Here is a 16,065-nt window from a genome sequence, read left to right on the forward strand (position 1 = left end):
GCGAGGAGACACGGCGTGCAGGAGCGTCCTGCTCGCCGTCTCGTACATGGAGTCGCGCTGGGACTGCAACGGCGGCAGGCCCAGTACGGCGGGCGGGTTCGGCCCCATGCACCTCACCGACGGCGCCATGCGGCGCACCTCGCGGCACCACCACATCGACGGGGAAGAGGACCCGCGGCCGCCCGCGCCGCCACCGGGCGGCGCTACGTCGTCGCCGACCGGCAGGGCGAGTGGACCGCCACCTGGTACCTGGGGCAGAAGGCGTGGTTCCACAACCCGGAGTACGGTCCGGTGGCCGTGCCCAGCCGGGCCCGGACGGCGACGCCCCGGCCCGGCCTGGACGCCGTCCCCGTGTACGGCCGCGCCTGCCCGGAGGAGGCGGCGCACCCGCCGGACGTGGAGGTGCAGCCGCTGGTCCCGCTGCAGTACACGTTCCCGGCCGGGCAGGCGTACACGGTCGGACTGACCGCCACCGGCGAGTACTACAGGGCGACGACCTTCGACACCACGTCAGGAGCGAGGACGTCGTGGTGACCGACGCGTGAGCGCGACCCCGGCGTGCTCGGGGGGATCGAGCCGCAGCCGGGCCCGCTCCTCGTGTCGTCGCCCTGGAGGAACGCGGTGCCGAACTCGGCCGGCACCTATGGGAGCTGATCGGTTGATTCGCCGGAGGATGTCATCCATAGTGGCCGCAGAAGCGAGGATTCGCCGAGAAAGGCGGGACCGCAGATGCCGGCTGCGCGCCCTCCCCGTCGTCATGATCACCTGATTGCTCGGCGCAGGTGGTGGCACAGGCCCTGGGCGAAGTGGATAGGCGTCTCAGTGGCGACGCCCGTGCTGGTAGGCGTGTTGACCTGGGCCGTTCAGCGTCCGTTCTCCTCGACGGGAGTGCCTGCCACGCCTGCTCCGACGAAGACGTCTACTTCACCTACCTTGCAGAAGGAAGCGGAGGGTCGACCAATTCTGGTGGACTTCGTGAAGATAGATCCGGAGCCCAACCCCACGCGAGTTCTGCCAGCTCCTGTCGAGTTGTCACAAACCGAACTCGCCTCGCTCAACCGGCTTCCCGCCGAAGGACAGGAATCATGGTTCCGGGAGCACGGTTCCGTCGAGCTTGACTGGCTCCAGGCCCAGGTGATCCTGCGCGGCAACAGCGAGCACAAGGTCCGCATCACCGAGATCAACGCCGTCAAACAGTGTTCCTCCCCGTTCGACGGGACACTGTTCTACAGCCCTCCCGGAGGCGCCGACGACGATGTCATCCGCCTCGGCTTCGACCTGGACCAGCCGGACTCCCGGGCGCAACTCATGACGGGATGGAGCTGGAAAGGAGACTACTTCGACCAGAAGACCATCTCGCTGGTTCGGGGCGAGGACATCGTCCTGCAGTTCGTGACGACGACGGCCGAACATTACTGCAGCTTCTCGTTCGCGGTGAACTACCTGGTCGCCGGCCGTCCCGGAACGCTGACGATAGACGACCACGGCAAACCGTTCAGGCTGAACGCTTTGATCAAGGACATGGACGACTTCCCTTACGGGGACTACCGCAGATATCGCTCGTTGTACGTGGGAGGGCTGGGGGACCCCACCGGCAAACATCCCGAGTGGGTGAAGTGGCGGGCAGATGATCTCAGAAAGGCCGAGAACGCCCGACTCTCCAGCGAGTAAGCGACGGCTGCCGGGCCGCCACGGGGCGGCCCGGACGCGACGCCGCCCGGGAACTCCGTGGCCGCCGTCATGAGCGCGGCCCGGAGCCGGCGGGGGCGATCAGCCGATCGGCGGTGCGAGGTAGTCCAGCGCGTAGCCGTCGCCGGAGGGGGTCACGCGCGCGATGCCGGGTGAGTCGAGGTGGGCGCCGGCCACGAAGTGGTGTGGCCGGCTCAGTCGTTCGAGCAGCGCCGCTCGCGCGGCGCGGGCCTCGGTCTGGTCGCCGTCGAGCTCCCAGGACACCTTCGGCCGATCGAACTGCAGTGTGGGGACGTGAACGGTGTCGCCCCAGACGAGAAGACGGCCGGCGGAGCTGCTGATCTCGTAGACGGTGTGCCCGGGGGTGTGGCCCGGCGTCGGGAGCGCGGTGGCCCACTCGTTGATCGCCACCTTCTCCGACACGGGCACGACCCGGTCGCGGATCGGCTCCAGCCGCCGCCCGGCGAAGACGGAGACGTCGCCCGCGCCGATCCACACGCGCTCAAGCTTCGGGAACGCCTCTGAGCCGTCCGGCGCGATCAGGCCGCTCACGTGGTCTTCGTGGTTGTGGGTGATGGCCGCGTCCGTCACGTCGGCGCGGTCGACCCCCGCCTCGTCGAGCGCGTCGTAGATCAGCCCCATGGTGGGGACGTGCCAGGCGTCGGACGCGCCGGTGTCGATGAGCACCGACCGCGTGCCGTCGGTGACGTAGAAGGCGTTGACCGACAGCCGCAGGTTGCCGCCGGCCAGCGGGACGGCGGCCGGCAGCTCGCCCAGCGTGCGCCCGTCCTCGTCGCGCAGCCGTGTGGGCGGCATGTCGATGTACCCGTCGCGCAACGAGATCACCCGCAGCTCGCCGAATTCGAACGTGGCGTGGAGCCGGCCACCCGAAGTGAAACGCATGGAACCTCCGTCATGTCGGGCGCGCATCGCCCATCTTCGATAGAAGACTCTGTCTTCTTTAGAAGAAACCCTACACTGTGGGACAGCGAGGGACGGAACGATCGAGGAGCACGGTGGTCGAGAAAGACGGAAACGTGGCCGAACCACAGCACGGTGACGACCTGGCCGGCGCGTTCGGCGTCAACGTGCGGCGACGTCGCGAGGAGGCGGGCCTGACGCTGGAGCAGCTGTCCGCGCAGTCGTCGGTCAGCCGGGCGATGTTGTCCAAGGTCGAACGCGGTGAGAAGAGCCCGACGATCGGCGTCGCGTCCAGGATCGCCCACGCGCTCGACGCGTCGCTCTCGGACCTGATCGGCGCGCCGGCCGGGGCCGCGTCCGGCGTGGCCGTCGTCATGCGCAGGAACCATCGTCCCGTGTTCCGTGACCCGGAGACCGGCTTCGAGCGGCACATGGTGTCCGCGGCCCCGGGCGCGGGAGGAGCCGAGATGGTCTTCCACCACCTCCCCGCCCAGGTGTCCACCGGGCTGCTGCCCGCCTATCCGCCGGGTACGGAGAAACAGCTGTTGGTGCTCGAAGGCAGTCTCACCGTCGCGATCGGCGGGATCAACGAGACCCTGGAGACCGGTGACTCCCTGTTCTTCCAGGCCGACGCCGACCACGGCTTCGCCAACCGGACGAACGCTCCCTGCGAGTACATCATGTTCATCTCACGCCGAACCTGATCGGCCGTGAAGCACCCTCCGGCTACAGGCGACGGCAGTTCCGCGGGCGTTCCGGGCGGTCGTCGGTCCAGCCCGTCGTCGGCGTCCAGGTCTGGGAGTCCACGGTCTGTCCTTCGGACAGGCCCACGGCGTCCTCGCCGGCCTTGGTGACCTCCGCCAGGATCTCGCCGGTCGCCGGGTCGAGGACGGTCGTATGGTCCTCGATCACCTCGTCGTCCTCGCCGAACTCCCTGAAGTACCGCTTGCCCTCGCCGAAGTCCACGGCCAGGCCCTCGCGGCTCAGCGGGTCCCTGACCACCCCCCGGACCGCGGTCGTCGGCAGGTCGGCCAGCAGGCGCAGGACGGTGGCCCGGACGGCCGGGCGGAGGGGCTTCGACAGCAGGAACCGGGAGCCGGCGAAGGCGTCCTGGACCACGTCCTCGGCGGTCTCCTGATCGCCGACCAGCAGGAACGCCAGCCGTACCAGGGCGAGCCGGTGATAGAGGAATAACTCGGTCACCGCCGCGTCGACCGACGCCGCGGCGGCCGGCGAACGGGGAGGGCCGTGAGTGATGTCGAACTGCATGTCTTCTCCATGCGCGAGCACCCGCGAAGGTTGCGTCACGCCGGCACGATTCCGGTGAGAAGCTCGTCAGCCGTGCCCGGCGTCGCGTACCGGACGGCGCGGTGACATCCTTCGCAGCCGCCGGTGCGGGGCGGCTGAGGCGCTGCCGTCAACCTTGTGTCAACCGGCTGTCGATCATCGAGTTCTTGGATCGGGATGATCGTAACGACCTGGGGGATGACTCGTGCAAGAACTACCGCGGCTTCCGTTTCCCGGACTCCACCCGTTCGAGCTGGCCGCCGGTTACCTGGAAGGCCCGGCCGTCCGCAGGGTGACGACACCGGCAGGGGACCCTGCCTGGCTGGTGACGGGCTACGCCGAGGTTCGCGACCTGCTGTCGGACCGGCGGCTGGGAAGATCCCACCCGTGCCCCGAACGTGCCGCCCGACTGTCCGGCTCGATCCGGCTGGGCGGCCCGGCGGGCGCACACGCGAGCGAGCGGGCGGATCACGCCGCGATGCGGCGGCTGCTCAATCCGGCCTTCTCCGCCAGGAGGACGGCCGCGCTCCGCGGGTTCGTCCGGCACGCCGTGGAGGAGGTGCTGGACGGCGTGGCCGCCCACGGTCCCCCGGCGGACCTGCGGGTCTGCTTCTCCCGTCCGCTGGCCGGGCGGGTCATCTGCGAGCTGCTCGGCGTGCCGTACGCCGACCGTGACGACTTCGCCGCCTGGGCAGACGAGGCGAGCCTGCTGAGCGAGCCGGAGCGGAGCTGGGCGGCCTGGGGCAGGCTCGTCGCATACATGGAGGAGTTGCTCCACCGCAGGCGCCGCCGGCCGGCACGGGACCTGCTGAGCGATCTGGTCGTCGCCGAGAGCCCGTTCTCCGTCGCCGAGCTCGCGCGCCTCGGCGCGGCGGTGCTCTTCGGCGGGTACGCCACCACGGCCCTGCGCGTCGACTTCGTGACGGCCTTCCTGCTGGCCTGCCCCGACCAGCGGGCGCTGGTCCGGCGGAGTCCGGATCTCGTCGAGGCCGCGGTGGAGGAGGGGTTGCGGCTGGCGTCCGCCAACACCCACGGGATACCTCGTTACGCGCACGCCGACCTCAGGATCGGCGGGGTGACGATCAGGGAGGGGGACGGGATCCTGCTCAACGTGCCGGCGGCCAACAGGGATCCGGGCGTCTTCCCCGATGCGGGCAGTTTCGTCGTCACGCGGAGCTCTCCGGCACCGCATCTCGCCTTCGGCCGCGGGCCGCGCCACTGCGTGGGCGCCGGGCTGGCCAGGGTCGAACTCACTGAGGCGGTGAGCGCGATCCTGCGCCGCCTCCCCGGCCTCCGGCTGGCCGTTCCGGTGGCGGAGCTCCGGCAGGTGGGGGGCACCACGACCGAGGACTTCGAGCAGCTGCCCGTGGTGTGGGACGAGCGCCGATGTCCGAGCTGAGCGACGAGGCCGTGCAGATCTATCTGCACGTGGTGCGGCATGGCGGGGCCACCATGGCCGAACTGCGGGAGGGCCTCCGGCTCCGGGAGCCCCCTGCGCGGGCCACCACCTGGCTCACCGGCATGGGCCTGCTGCGTGAGGACGCCGGAGGCCGCCTGCACGCGATCGGGCCGGCTTTGGTGGCGGCCGAGACTCTGCAGGAGGAGGCCCGGCTCCGTCTGGAACAGCTGCGGCTGGAACGTACCCGCAGCGTGCTGGCCGAGGTTGGGCCGCTGTACGTGCAGGCGCTCGACGGGTGGCGGGAGCAGGCCGTCACCGCCGTCCCCATGGCGGAGGCGGAGGCGTTGCTCGACAGCGAGCTGTCCGCCTGCGTCGAGGAGGTGGCCGTGGCGCAGCCGGGGGAGGAATCGGTTGCGCGCGGGCTTCGCCGCGCGCTGGAGCGCGGTGTCGCGGTCCGGCTGCTGTGCCCGCACGCGCACCGGCGCATCGCGAGGTCCCGGCAGGACGTGCTCGACCCGTCCGGGATGGGCGCGCAGGTGCGCAGCGTCGCCGAGGTGCCCGCGCGCGTCTTCGTCCTGGACGCCAGGGTCGCGCTCGTCCCGGCGTCCGGAGAGCCGGCGATGATGCTGGTGATCCGGGAGCCGACGCTGGTGGCGTTCGCGCACCGGGTCTTCGAGTCGTACTGGACGTCGGGGGAGCAGTTCGCCGCGGAGTACAGCGCGCCGGTGCTGGACGACCTCCGGTCGACCATCCTGGCCATGCTGGCGGAGGGGGCCAAGGACGAGTTCATCGCCCGCGCGATCGGGCTGTCGGTCAGGTCGTGCCGCCGGCACATCGCCGAGATCATGAAGACGCTGGGCGCGCAGAGCCGTTTCCAGGCCGGATACCTGGCCAAGGAGCTGACTCCGTCAGCCGAGGAGTAGCTGCTCGGCGATCAGCGCTTCCTCCAGCACGTTCAGGCCGAGCCGGTTGTTCGTGGTGTGGACGAAGTGGAACAGCAGGTGCGGGGCGGGCCGAGGCCCTTCGGCCAGGGCCCTTTCCAGGTGGTGCACGTACAGGCCGAACGCGGGGCCGCTCAGGGGGACCGGCTCCACGGGACGGCGGCCGGCGAGCAGGCGGATCCTGGCTCGCCGCTCCTGGTCGTGGCCGGTCCAGTACCACGCCATGTGGTAAAGGAACGATCTGCGGCCCGCCGGCGGCAGCAGCTCGGCCGCCGTCCGCGTGAGGGTCAGCGCGGTGGCCAGCCGCCGTTCCCGCCGGCCGGGCCCGGCGAGGAACAAGGCGAGCTCGCTGGAGGCATGGAAGACCCGCTCGGCGCTCGCCACGCCGGCGACGCCGCCGTACTTGGCCGACTCGGGCTCGTAGAGGGACAGTGCCGCACCGCGCCAGGACTCGGCCAGGCCCTTCGGCCACGCGTCCCGGACCTCGAACACCTGCCGGGCGAGCCGCCGTAGCCCGGAGATCCGGTCCGGCGTCGCCGCCAGGCGCAGCCGGACGTGCGGGCCCCACCGGTCGGTGAACCGGAGGAAGAACCAGCGGTCGATCCCACCGGCCGCCCCGACCAGCCGGCTCAGCGGGTGCTCCACCACGTCCTGGAGACGGTCTCCAGACTCGACGATGAGCCGGTAGTAGAGCCAGTCCCGCCTCATGCGCCGCCGTCCAGCCGGACGAGGGCGACGAACTCGGCGGCACGGGCGCGGCCGGAGTCGTCGCGCACCCAGTGCTGCTCACGGGTGGGCAGAGCCTCGGTCAGTTCGATCTCCCCGCCGGTCAGCTCGTGGTCGAGCAGCGCGATGGTGTGCGGCGCGCGGAAGTCCACCCAGAACGGTTTGCGCCCGCCGCGCCGGACGAACACCTGGCGCGGGACGGCATGAGCGGCCCGCCAGACGTCGAGGTCCGCCAGGTGCCGGGCCCACGAGCCGGTACGCCGCGGGACGGCGGCGGCGGGCAGCCGCCAGCGCGCCCGGCTCATGACCACCCTGCCCTGCCGCATCCTCGCGGCCGGCGTTCCCGGAGGTCCCGGCGTCTCCAGGGACGCCGGGATCCAGGGGTGCGTCAGCGTGGCCAGCAGCCGCACCGGCCCGTGCAGCAGGGGCAGCGGCATGGCGCCCAGGTAGACGAAGGCGGCGCGGGCGCCCGCCGGATCACGGACCTGCAGTGTGCCGGTCCGGCGGTCGTGGGTCACCGCGAAGCCACGCAGGTCGCGGCCTTGCGGAGGGCCGAGGTCGGAAGGCCAGGCGACGCACTCGAAGAGCCGGGCGGCCGGCATCTGCACGGCGGCGAAGTCCGCTCCGGCGAGCAGCTCGTACACCGTGCACCCCGGGTGCAGGGAGGAGATCCAGGCCCGCAGCGTGTCCGCCGTGCCGTGGGTGCCGTCCCAGCGCGCGGCCTGCCCGCCCGGCTCGACGCAGACCTGGTTGACCACCAGGGTGTAGTCGCCCCGGTCGAGGGCCGCGCGGTCGTCCGCGGCGAGCTGGTAGAACACCGTGGCGGCGGGGAAGCCCAGCGTGCCGCCGGGCTGTGGCGGGCGCGCCGGGGAGGGGGCGCTGGTCCACGGATAGGTGTAGAGGAACTCCAGGAGGTCCTCGCAGCGCCCGCCGGGGCCGTATCGGGCGACGAAGTGCCGGACCAGGCCCTCGTACAGGCGCGTCCGGCCGAGTTCGGCCCGGATCCGCGCCGCCACGACGCCCAGGTCCTCGCTCACCTGCGGGGGGAGGGCAGGCAGCGGAACGTCGTCGGCGGGCAGGGTCTCGTGGAACAGGGGGGCGTTCCGGAGCCAGGCGGGCGGGGAGGTCTCCAGGCGTTCGAAGGCGTCGGCGGCGGCCTGCCGTACCCGGGCGTCGAGCCGTACCCGTTCGGCGGCGTCGGCGGCCGGCATCCGCTGCTCGGCCCGCTTCAGCTCGGCGAGGGCGCCGGACACGGGCCCCGTGGGCACGCGGTCGGCGATCCGGGCCAGCCAGTCGCGTTCACCGGATCGCCACGGGACATCGGGGAGCAGCAGCCCCATCTCCACCCACCTGCCGGCCAGTTCCGTCCCGGCTAGGGGCCAGTTGTCGAGAGGGCGGGCGCTGTCCGGGTGGTCAGGGATGAGGTGGCCGGGCACGTAGAGGGAGGCGTCGGTCAGCTCGTCCCAGCGATGCGGCAGGAGCCCGGTGGGCACGTCGTAGCAGGGCAGCATCGCGTACCAGGTTCCGGCGACGTCGCGCAGGCTCGGGTTGACGCGGGAGGGGAACCGCGACGACAGGCGCGGGTGCTGCGCGCAGGCCCGGACGAGGGCGACCGCCAGATGAAGGGGAGAGCTCACCGTCGCGGTCGAGGGGACGGTACGGCCCAGCGCCCCGAACGGGCTCGGCTTCAGCGCCGCCCTGGTGGCGTACGACACGGCGGTCCGGCACGTCCTGCTGTCCGGCGGGCACGTCCGGGCGGATCCGGGGCCGAGCAGGACGCGGGTGAAGGCGGGGCTCGCCAGCGCGAGCGTGCTCATGATGCCGGGCCGGGTCAGCAGGCCGAACACCTGACGGCCGGCCGCCGCGACGTGCGCGGCCGCCGCCCGGTCGGTCTCGGCCAGGCTTTCCCGCAGCGCGGTGACCGAGCGGAGCCAGGAGCCGACGAGATCGCGAAGCTCACGGTCGAGGTGCCCTTCCACGGCGCCGGCGGCGGCGCGCGTGCGGTCGGAGCAGCGGCCGTTGTGGGCGTCGCGCCGCAGCCTGAGCGCCTCCCGCCGGGCCTCGTCCGACAGGCGGGGGACGACGTCGTGCAGGGCGCCGGCGACCCGGCGGCCGAGCTCCTCCGCGCGGTCGCGCCGGATGGCGGCCCGCTCCAGCAGGCCGCCGAGCTCGGGGGCGACCAGCGCGTCGAGATCCCGCACCGGCAGTCCGGCCACCCTCATCAGCACCAGGGGCACGACCGGCGTCATGAGGGACGGCTGCCCAGCATGAACTCGCCCACGGCCGACTCCTCAAGACGGTCGAGGCCGAGCACCCGGGCCGACAGGTCGGAGTCGCCCGACCCGAGCGCGCACGGCGCCAGTCCCATGGCGGTCGCCACCAGGTACATCGTCTGGTAGAGCACTCCGACGTTCTTGAGCGTGGCCGCGTACGCCAGGCCCCGGTACTTCCAGGACAGGCGCTGGAAGCGCGAGGTGATCACGAACATGACGTCGGGGGAGCGGGCCAGTCCGGCGGCCGAGCGGGCGTCGCCCAGGATCCGCGCGAGGTCGGCGGGGCGGGCCTCGACGCCGGTCAGCCGGTGACCCAGCGGGTCGTAGTGGTAGATCCCGGGGGCCAGGCCGTCGCACCTGTCGATGAGCGGGTAGAGCTCCAGGTCGTAGCAGGCGCCGCCGGACGGATAGGGCCGCGAGCTGGCCTGGTAGGGCAGCCCCTCGGCGTCTGTGAGCGAACGCACCCGTCCCACCCGCCACAGGAACTCCGCCACCTGGTCCGCCCGCAGCGGCCGCTGTCCGTACTCGCGGATCGAGCGCCGCTGCTCCAGTACGTCGGTGAAAGCCGGATCGCGCTCGGAGACCGCGTCCAGGTCGGGTGCGGGGAGGCCGACGACCCGCCCCGCGGGCGGCCGTCTCACGGCGGGCCGCGGCGGGATCTCCCCTCTGAACGGGTACGTGGCGCCGAACGGCTCGCCGTGCCGTCCCAGCCTGCTGCGCGAGTGGAAGAGCAGGTCGTGGAACTCCCACTGGCGCAGGACGTCCGGCTCGTGGAAGCCGCTGCCGGTGTCGAGCTCCAGCAGCCCGGCGGCGTGCAGGAAGGCGTCGGTGAGCCCGGACGCCGCCCGGCCGGCCGACAGGCCCGCCATGAATCGCCAGCCCTCGTCCGAGTGCCAGCGGAGGCGGACCATCGACAGCGGCGACTCCAGGACGATGTCTCCCTGGTGCGCGCGGGACATCGCGAACCGGGAGAGCCGGACCCGCGTCCCGGCGGCGAGGGGCGCCGGCGCGAACGTCGCGGTGCGCGTCAGCCGCTCGACGCTCAGCACGGGACGGTCCTCCGGGTCGACGAGGAAGCTGGTGACCAGCGGTGACAGCCGGGCGCACAGCCGGTCGAGCTCCGGGTCGCAGGTGACGCGCTCAACCGCGAGGCGCTGGAGCGCGGCCCGCAGCGCAGGCGGCACACCACGGAGGCGGAAGGTCGCCATGGCGTGCCGTACGTGCGTGACCGAGCCTTCCGGCAGCACCTGCACGCCCTCCCTGAAGGCCAGGCGCGGTGACAGCTCGGGGTTCATCTCACCACTCCTCAGACGAAGACGCCGATGGGGTTGAGCTGGTCCTCGGTGCGCGGCTCCGGCAGCCAGCCCAGCTCCACGGGCACGTCGTAGAGGCGTCCGGGCGCGTAGCGGGGCCAGAAATGCCGCATCCCGGGCACGATGACCTTCACCACGGGCAGCCCGGTGTCCGGCCGGGTCTGATCGAGCACCAGCATCTCCATCCCCTTGCCCTCCACGATCCGCTGCGCCTCCAGCAGGTCGTCACGGAGGTTGGGACGGAAGACGCAGGGATGGTCGGCGGCCGTCCGGGCGGGCAGGGTCGCGTGGGGCAGCAGGTAGGGCTGGTTCGTGACGGTCGCCGTACGCCACCACCGCACCTGGTACGGATCGTCGTAGGCGTAGGAACCCGTGCCGTCGGCCCTCATGGGCAGCACCGCGGGCAGGAACTGGTTCATCTCGGTCATGGCCCGCGAAATGGCGATGCGCATGTCGAAATGCGCGCCGAACGCGACGAGAATGTCCTCCGCCGGTTTGTCATATCGCCGGGAAACGGCCGCGGCCACCGGGACGCCGAGATCGGTGGTGAGGTCGAGAATCCACGTCTCGCGGTTCATCCGGTGGTACTCGTGCTGCCATCGGGAGAAATAGTCGTCACCGAATGCGGCCAGCTCCACACCCGGGCGGGAAATTCGGTTGTACCACCAGATGGCGACGCTGTCGCGCTCGACGAGTTCCAGGAATCCCTGCAGCGCGGCGTCCTCCGTGCTGGATCCCGCGGCGGCGCCGTTGGAATCGGCCTTCACCGGGCCGCCGCCGGGATATTGGTAGTAAAGGGAGCCGGTCGGCAGGTATTTATGGCGTTGTTCGGTCAGCGACCACACCGGGCTCCACTCCATCTCGGCGTCCTCGTCGAACGCCTCGGGCACCCAATGGAACAGGCAGTCCCCGGCGTTCCAGGAGTCGCGTTCGCTGATCTGCCGGTCGCTGTAGCGGCAGACGGCATTGGGGTGGACGGCCCGGTCCCCGAGTGAGCGCAACGAGCCGGTGACGCGGGGCTCGTCCCCCTGGAAGACGCCCGAGTAGCGTTCGATGGCTTCGGCCAGCGCGCCGGCCTTGGCCTGCACGTCGCTGCGGCCCTTGCCGCCGCTGCTCATGCGCAGGCCGGACCGCAGCCCGTCCAGGTCGCGCGCGCGGGCGGCGAAGTTGTGCCCGGCGGTGTAGGTGTGCAGCAGGTCGGTGTCGGTCTCCTGTCTCACCAGGCGGGGGACGAGGCCGGTGACCGGGCTGACCAGATGCTGGTGGTCGGCGAGGAACCGCTCGGGATCCCGGGCCCGGTGCCCTCCGTCCGACGTGGCCGCCTTGACGCGGTCGGTGAATCGCACGGCGTCGGGGACGCGGTCGGGGCTGGTGTCGGCGGTGCCGCATTCGGGGCACTGCGGTCTCGCCTGCACCGCGTGCCGCTCCGGCGTCAACGTGAGGGTGTCGAGCGTGATCACGGCGTCTTCCTCCGTGCGCACGCCGGCCAGCCACTTCTGCGCCTCCAGCGCGGCCAGCCGGACCGCGACGGCCACGCCGGCGGGGACGTCCGTGGCCGCCAGCGGCAACTCGGGCAGGCCGCCGGCCCGCCGTACGAAGGAGGCGACCGGGTGGTGGCCGCGCAGGCGGTGCTCCAGGCAGGCCCAGCACGCGGACCGTCCGGGCCGGAACAGCGGGCCGATCCAGATCGTCGTGCCCGTCGGCTTGGCCAGCAGCCAAGGGCGGCCCTCGCGCAGGCAGGCCCGGTTGATGCCGGCCAGCTCGGAGTGCAGGTAGTGGTCGGTCAGCACGACGGTGAGGCCGGCCTCGGCGCCGCCCAGGCGCAGCCCCGCCTCGTCGGCCGCGACGGTGAACCACTCGCGCCGGGTGCCGCCCAGCGCGAGCAGCCGCACGCTGCCGGCGCGCACCGACTCGCAGGCTGTGTCGCCGTTCAGCCCGGCACGCTCCCAGTACCCCGCCGCCCGCCGATCGATGCCCGGATCCATCTCCACGACATGCCCTGCCTCGGCCAGCAGCCCGAGCGCCCGCTCCACGGCCTCCGCCCCGTACGCCGCGGCCAGCTCGCCGACGACCTCGGCGCGGGTGCGGGATCCGTCCAGCAGAGGCGCCATCTTCTCGATCAACGCGCCGCGCAGAAGGAGCTGACGGTGTTCGGACATGAGAAACACGCCGTGCTCGGGCACCACATGCGCCGCGGCGAACCTGGTGAATCCAATGGCGACCGGCAATTCTGCTCCTTCGGGTGAAAAGTGATTCGGCCCCCCGCGTGGGAGGCCGAATCGGCTGTCGTTCAGATCAGCAGCTGTTTACGTCGGCGGAAGGGTGAAGCACAGGACGGTGCTGGTGCAGCCCCGTGCGATTCCTTCGGCGTCCGCGAGTTCCTCGATGGTGATGTCCATCGCGGCGATCCTGACGTCTTCCATGTCCGTCCTTTCGATAATCAGTCGCAGCCCACGCAGAAAACGGAGCTGATTGACGACGGCGCCGTGTCGGCGTCCTGGCTCAGGTCCTCGATCGTCAGTTCCGGAGCCGTTCCCATGGAGTGGTCCATGGTTCCTCCTTTCGGTGATTCCGGCGAACGGGAGCCACTCTGCCCGCCATTCCGGGAATTCGCCATGAAAAGCAGACGGCAGGAACGTGCCACGGCAGCAACCTGAGGCACGGGACGGCGGCCAGGGCGATGGACGGGGCGTCGATTCTTCGTCCATGAAACGTCTACCGGCCCCCCTCACCATTGCCTGCGTTCAGATCGGAACCGTTGGGGGGTCAACGATGCGGTCGATGCGTTTCGGCGTGCTCGGAACTGTCGAGGTGTGGCGGGGGAACGAACGTCTGGAGGTGGGCACGCCGCGCAACAGGGCGGTGCTCGCCCGGCTGCTGCTGTCGCCGGGGAGGGTCATCCCCGTCGACCAGCTGCTGGACGACCTGTGGGAGGGCGACCCGCCGCCGCAGGCGCTGTCCTCGTTGCGGACGTTCGTCTGCCGGCTGCGTCGCGTGGTCGAGCCGCCCGCGCAGGAGCCCGGAAGGCCGTCCGTGCTGATCACCGAGCCGCGCGGCTACGTCCTGCGGGTGGAGGAGGCGGCACTCGACTCGGCCAGGTTCGAGCGGCTGCTGCAGCAGGCCAGAGCGGCCACAGAGCCACGTACCGCCCTCGACCTGGTCGACGAGGCACTCGGCCTGTGGCGGGGCCCGGCCTACGCCGAGTTCGCGCACACCCTGTGGGCGCGGGGAGAGGCGACCAGGCTGCAGGAACTCCAGCTCGGGGCGACGGAACGCAGACTCGACACCCTGCTCGCCCTGGGCCGGCACGCCGAGGCCGTGCCGGCGCTGGAGGCGCACGCGCGCGCCCAGCCCACCCGCGAGGAGGGCTGGCGGCTGCTCGCTCTGGGCCTCTACCGCTCCTCCAGGCAGGGCGACGCGCTTGCCGTACTGGCCGAGGCGCGTCGCTACCTGGCCGATGAGCTCGGCGTCGATCCGGGGCCGGAGCTGCGCAAGCTTGAGGCCGACATCCTCGCGCAGACCGCCGAGCTCGACCTGCCGCCGGCGCCGGTTGCGACCAGGAAGCCGGTCGCCCGCCTGCGCTGCCTCGGCAGGGACGATCAGCTCGCGGCCGCCGGTGCGGCCATGGCCGCCGCCGAGTCCGGCACCGGCGGCAGCCTGCTGTTCGACGGCGTGCCGGGCGCCGGCAAGACCCAGCTCCTGAGGGGGGTCGAGGCCCTGGCCGACATGCGCGGATTCCAGGTGGCGCAGGCACAGGCGCATCCGCTGGAGAGCGAGTACGACTACGGCGTGGCCCGGCAGATCTTCGAGCCCATCCTGTACGCCCTGCCGGCGCAGGAGCGGCAGCAACTGCTCAGCGGGACGGTCGAGCCCGCGGCCGACATCGTCTGGCACAACCGGCCGTCGTCGGGCGGTCCGGACGCGTTGCACGCGCTCTACCGGCTGGCCGTGCGGCTGGCGGAGCGGGTGCCGCTGCTGATCCTCATCGATGACCTGCAATGGTGCGACCCCGGCTCGTTGCGCTGGCTGGCCTACCTGGCCAGGCGCATCGAGCGGGCGCCCCTCCTGGTCGCCGCGAGCAGGGCGACCGGCGTCCCGGCCGGCGACGGTCAGCTGCTGGAGTCGCTCTGCTCGATCTTCGGCCTCGTGCGCCTGGGCGGTCTGCCCCGCGAGGCGGCGGAGGCCCTTGCCGGCGAGCTGCTCGGCGCGGAACCGGAGCCCGCGTTCATCTCCTCGTGCCTGCGTGCGACCGGCGGCAACACGTTCCTGCTCACCGAGCACATGCGGGCGCAGGGGGCGGGGGAGCGGTCCACCTCCATCGAGCGGTGGGTGGCCGGCCAGCTCCGCCACGCGGGGCCCGGGGCCGCCGCGCTGGCCGAGGCGGTCGCGGCACTCGACCACGACGCGGAGTTCCACGCTGTGGCCGACCTGGCCGGTCTGCCGGACAGCCAGGCGGCCGCCGCCCTGTCGGCGCTGGTCGGCATGGGGATCCTGAGTGACGGGTCGCCGCTGCGGTTCACCCAGCCTGTCGTGCGGTGGGCCGTGCTCGAAGGCGTGCGGGCCGGTGTCCCGCAGTTCGCCCTCAGCCCTTGATGTGCGGTTCCAGCAGCTTCGTCCAGGAGTTGGCGAGCTTGTCGTACTCGGCCGGGCACTTCGCGGCGCGCTCTTCCGGCAGGCCGTCCTCCCCGACCCAGTCGGCGTGGGCCTTGGGGTCGGAGCCGTAGATCCAGCACATGTAGTTGAAGGCCCGCTGCTCGTCCATCGAGTGCTCGTCGTAGAACGGGAGCGCGGCCCGGTCCTGGTCGCCGGCCGACGAGAAGTAGTAGTTGATCGTCTGGACGCTCGCGGAGTCGTCGTCGTTCTGGGACATCATGAGCGCGGACAACTGGTCGGCCGCGTCGTCCTCCTTGCCGAGGGCGGGCAGGTCGTAGAGGTCGATCACGGCGTGGCCGAGCTCGTGGTACAGCGTGTCGACGAGGTTGGCCTGGCCGTGCTGGTCGTTCTCCTCCTCCGACCCGGCCTTGTCGCGGTACCGGGTGAAGCCGTCGGCCACGAGCTCGTAGCACATGGTGATCTTCTTCTCGTCGGGGCTGTAGTAGGCGTTCACCTCGCCGCACTGCTCGCCGGCCAGTGTGACGTCGTACGGCAGGACGAGCATGCCGTTGAGGCTGGCGGCGAAGCCTTCGAGCACCTTGCCCGGCTTCAGCAGCTGCAGCCCTTCGGCGGCGAGGTCGGTGTCGGCCTCGCCGTACTCGGCGACGAACTTCCCCCCGGCTGCCTGGGTCGCCTTGGGGGCTTCCTCCTTGGCGGCCACCGGCTGCTCCGTGCCGCCGCAGGCGGACAGCAGGGTGGTGAGGAGCAGCACGCCGGCGCCCGTCGTGAGCTGATTCCACTTCATCATGTCTCCAGGTCTGAGTCGATCCTCGGATCCTGCAGCCACGATCTTGGTGTCCGATGGACGGATGGTCTCCGCGCTGCGCGTGCGCCACCGGCGGTTCCGTCAATGTGCCGTCGAT

The 16,065-nt window shown here is 71.7% G+C and carries 13 protein-coding genes; 6 read left to right on the forward strand and 7 right to left on the reverse strand.

The window, feature by feature from the left end:
- The first annotated feature begins 15 nt into the window (after nt 1-15).
- Both ACFYUV_RS34445 and ACFYUV_RS34450 read left to right on the forward strand, forming a co-directional pair.
- Nucleotides 16-534, forward strand: a complete 519-nt coding sequence (locus ACFYUV_RS34445; RefSeq protein ID WP_387676038.1) for a hypothetical protein — start codon at nt 16-18, stop codon at nt 532-534.
- Between the two features lie 432 nt (nt 535-966).
- Nucleotides 967-1,671, forward strand: a complete 705-nt coding sequence (locus tag ACFYUV_RS34450) for a hypothetical protein (RefSeq protein WP_387676041.1) — start codon at nt 967-969, stop codon at nt 1,669-1,671.
- 99 nt (nt 1,672-1,770) lie between these two features.
- On the opposite strand, the gene ACFYUV_RS34455 is transcribed toward ACFYUV_RS34450, so the two are convergent.
- Nucleotides 1,771-2,592, reverse strand: a complete 822-nt coding sequence (locus ACFYUV_RS34455; protein WP_387676043.1) for an MBL fold metallo-hydrolase — start codon at nt 2,590-2,592, stop codon at nt 1,771-1,773.
- Between the two features lie 134 nt (nt 2,593-2,726).
- Between ACFYUV_RS34455 and ACFYUV_RS34460 the strand changes: the two genes are divergently transcribed.
- A complete protein-coding gene (locus ACFYUV_RS34460; RefSeq protein WP_387676046.1) occupies nt 2,727-3,314 on the forward strand; it encodes a helix-turn-helix domain-containing protein in 588 nt (195 codons plus the stop codon).
- Nucleotides 3,315-3,336: 22 nt separating this feature from the next.
- Here ACFYUV_RS34460 and ACFYUV_RS34465 read toward each other — a convergent pair whose 3' ends face one another.
- Complete coding sequence (locus tag ACFYUV_RS34465) at nt 3,337-3,879, reverse strand: hypothetical protein (RefSeq protein ID WP_387676048.1); 543 nt, start codon at nt 3,877-3,879, stop codon at nt 3,337-3,339.
- Between the two features lie 223 nt (nt 3,880-4,102).
- On the opposite strand from ACFYUV_RS34465, the gene ACFYUV_RS34470 reads away from it, so the two are divergent.
- The gene (locus ACFYUV_RS34470) at nt 4,103-5,296 is read left to right on the forward strand and encodes a cytochrome P450 (protein ID WP_387676051.1); all 1,194 of its coding nucleotides are present in this window, start codon (nt 4,103-4,105) and stop codon (nt 5,294-5,296) included.
- Nucleotides 5,284-6,219, forward strand: coding sequence for a LuxR C-terminal-related transcriptional regulator (locus tag ACFYUV_RS34475; RefSeq protein WP_387676054.1), 936 nt, complete (start codon nt 5,284-5,286; stop codon nt 6,217-6,219). Before ACFYUV_RS34470 ends, ACFYUV_RS34475 begins: the two co-directional genes overlap by 13 nt.
- On the opposite strand, the gene ACFYUV_RS34480 is transcribed toward ACFYUV_RS34475, so the two are convergent.
- The 4 genes from ACFYUV_RS34480 to ACFYUV_RS34495 are packed head-to-tail and all read right to left on the reverse strand — an operon-like array spanning nt 6,205 to nt 12,777.
- Entirely contained in the window at nt 6,205-6,945 is a 741-nt protein-coding gene (locus tag ACFYUV_RS34480) for a thiopeptide-type bacteriocin biosynthesis protein (RefSeq protein WP_387676057.1), read from the reverse strand. The two genes, ACFYUV_RS34475 and ACFYUV_RS34480, sit on opposite strands and share 15 nt — an antisense overlap.
- Nucleotides 6,942-9,212, reverse strand: coding sequence for a lantibiotic dehydratase (locus ACFYUV_RS34485; protein ID WP_387676059.1), 2,271 nt, complete (start codon nt 9,210-9,212; stop codon nt 6,942-6,944). The genes ACFYUV_RS34480 and ACFYUV_RS34485 overlap by 4 nt, the downstream gene beginning before the upstream one ends.
- Complete coding sequence (locus tag ACFYUV_RS34490) at nt 9,209-10,531, reverse strand: SagB family peptide dehydrogenase (protein ID WP_387676062.1); 1,323 nt, start codon at nt 10,529-10,531, stop codon at nt 9,209-9,211. The genes ACFYUV_RS34485 and ACFYUV_RS34490 overlap by 4 nt, the downstream gene beginning before the upstream one ends.
- Nucleotides 10,532-10,542: 11 nt before the next feature.
- Nucleotides 10,543-12,777: a TOMM precursor leader peptide-binding protein gene (locus ACFYUV_RS34495; RefSeq protein ID WP_387676065.1), complete on the reverse strand. Its 2,235-nt coding sequence runs from the start codon at nt 12,775-12,777 to the stop codon at nt 10,543-10,545.
- Between the two features lie 553 nt (nt 12,778-13,330).
- On the opposite strand from ACFYUV_RS34495, the gene ACFYUV_RS34500 reads away from it, so the two are divergent.
- Nucleotides 13,331-15,142: a BTAD domain-containing putative transcriptional regulator gene (locus tag ACFYUV_RS34500; RefSeq protein ID WP_387676068.1), complete on the forward strand. Its 1,812-nt coding sequence runs from the start codon at nt 13,331-13,333 to the stop codon at nt 15,140-15,142.
- Here the strand turns inward: ACFYUV_RS34500 and ACFYUV_RS34505 are convergent.
- Nucleotides 15,132-15,950, reverse strand: coding sequence for a DUF4344 domain-containing metallopeptidase (locus ACFYUV_RS34505; RefSeq protein WP_387676071.1), 819 nt, complete (start codon nt 15,948-15,950; stop codon nt 15,132-15,134). The two genes, ACFYUV_RS34500 and ACFYUV_RS34505, sit on opposite strands and share 11 nt — an antisense overlap.
- Between the last annotated feature and the right edge of the window lie 115 nt (nt 15,951-16,065).

The organism is Nonomuraea sp. NPDC003560, assembly GCF_042878785.1.
In the GTDB taxonomy this organism is placed as follows: Bacteria; Actinomycetota; Actinomycetes; order Streptosporangiales; family Streptosporangiaceae; genus Nonomuraea.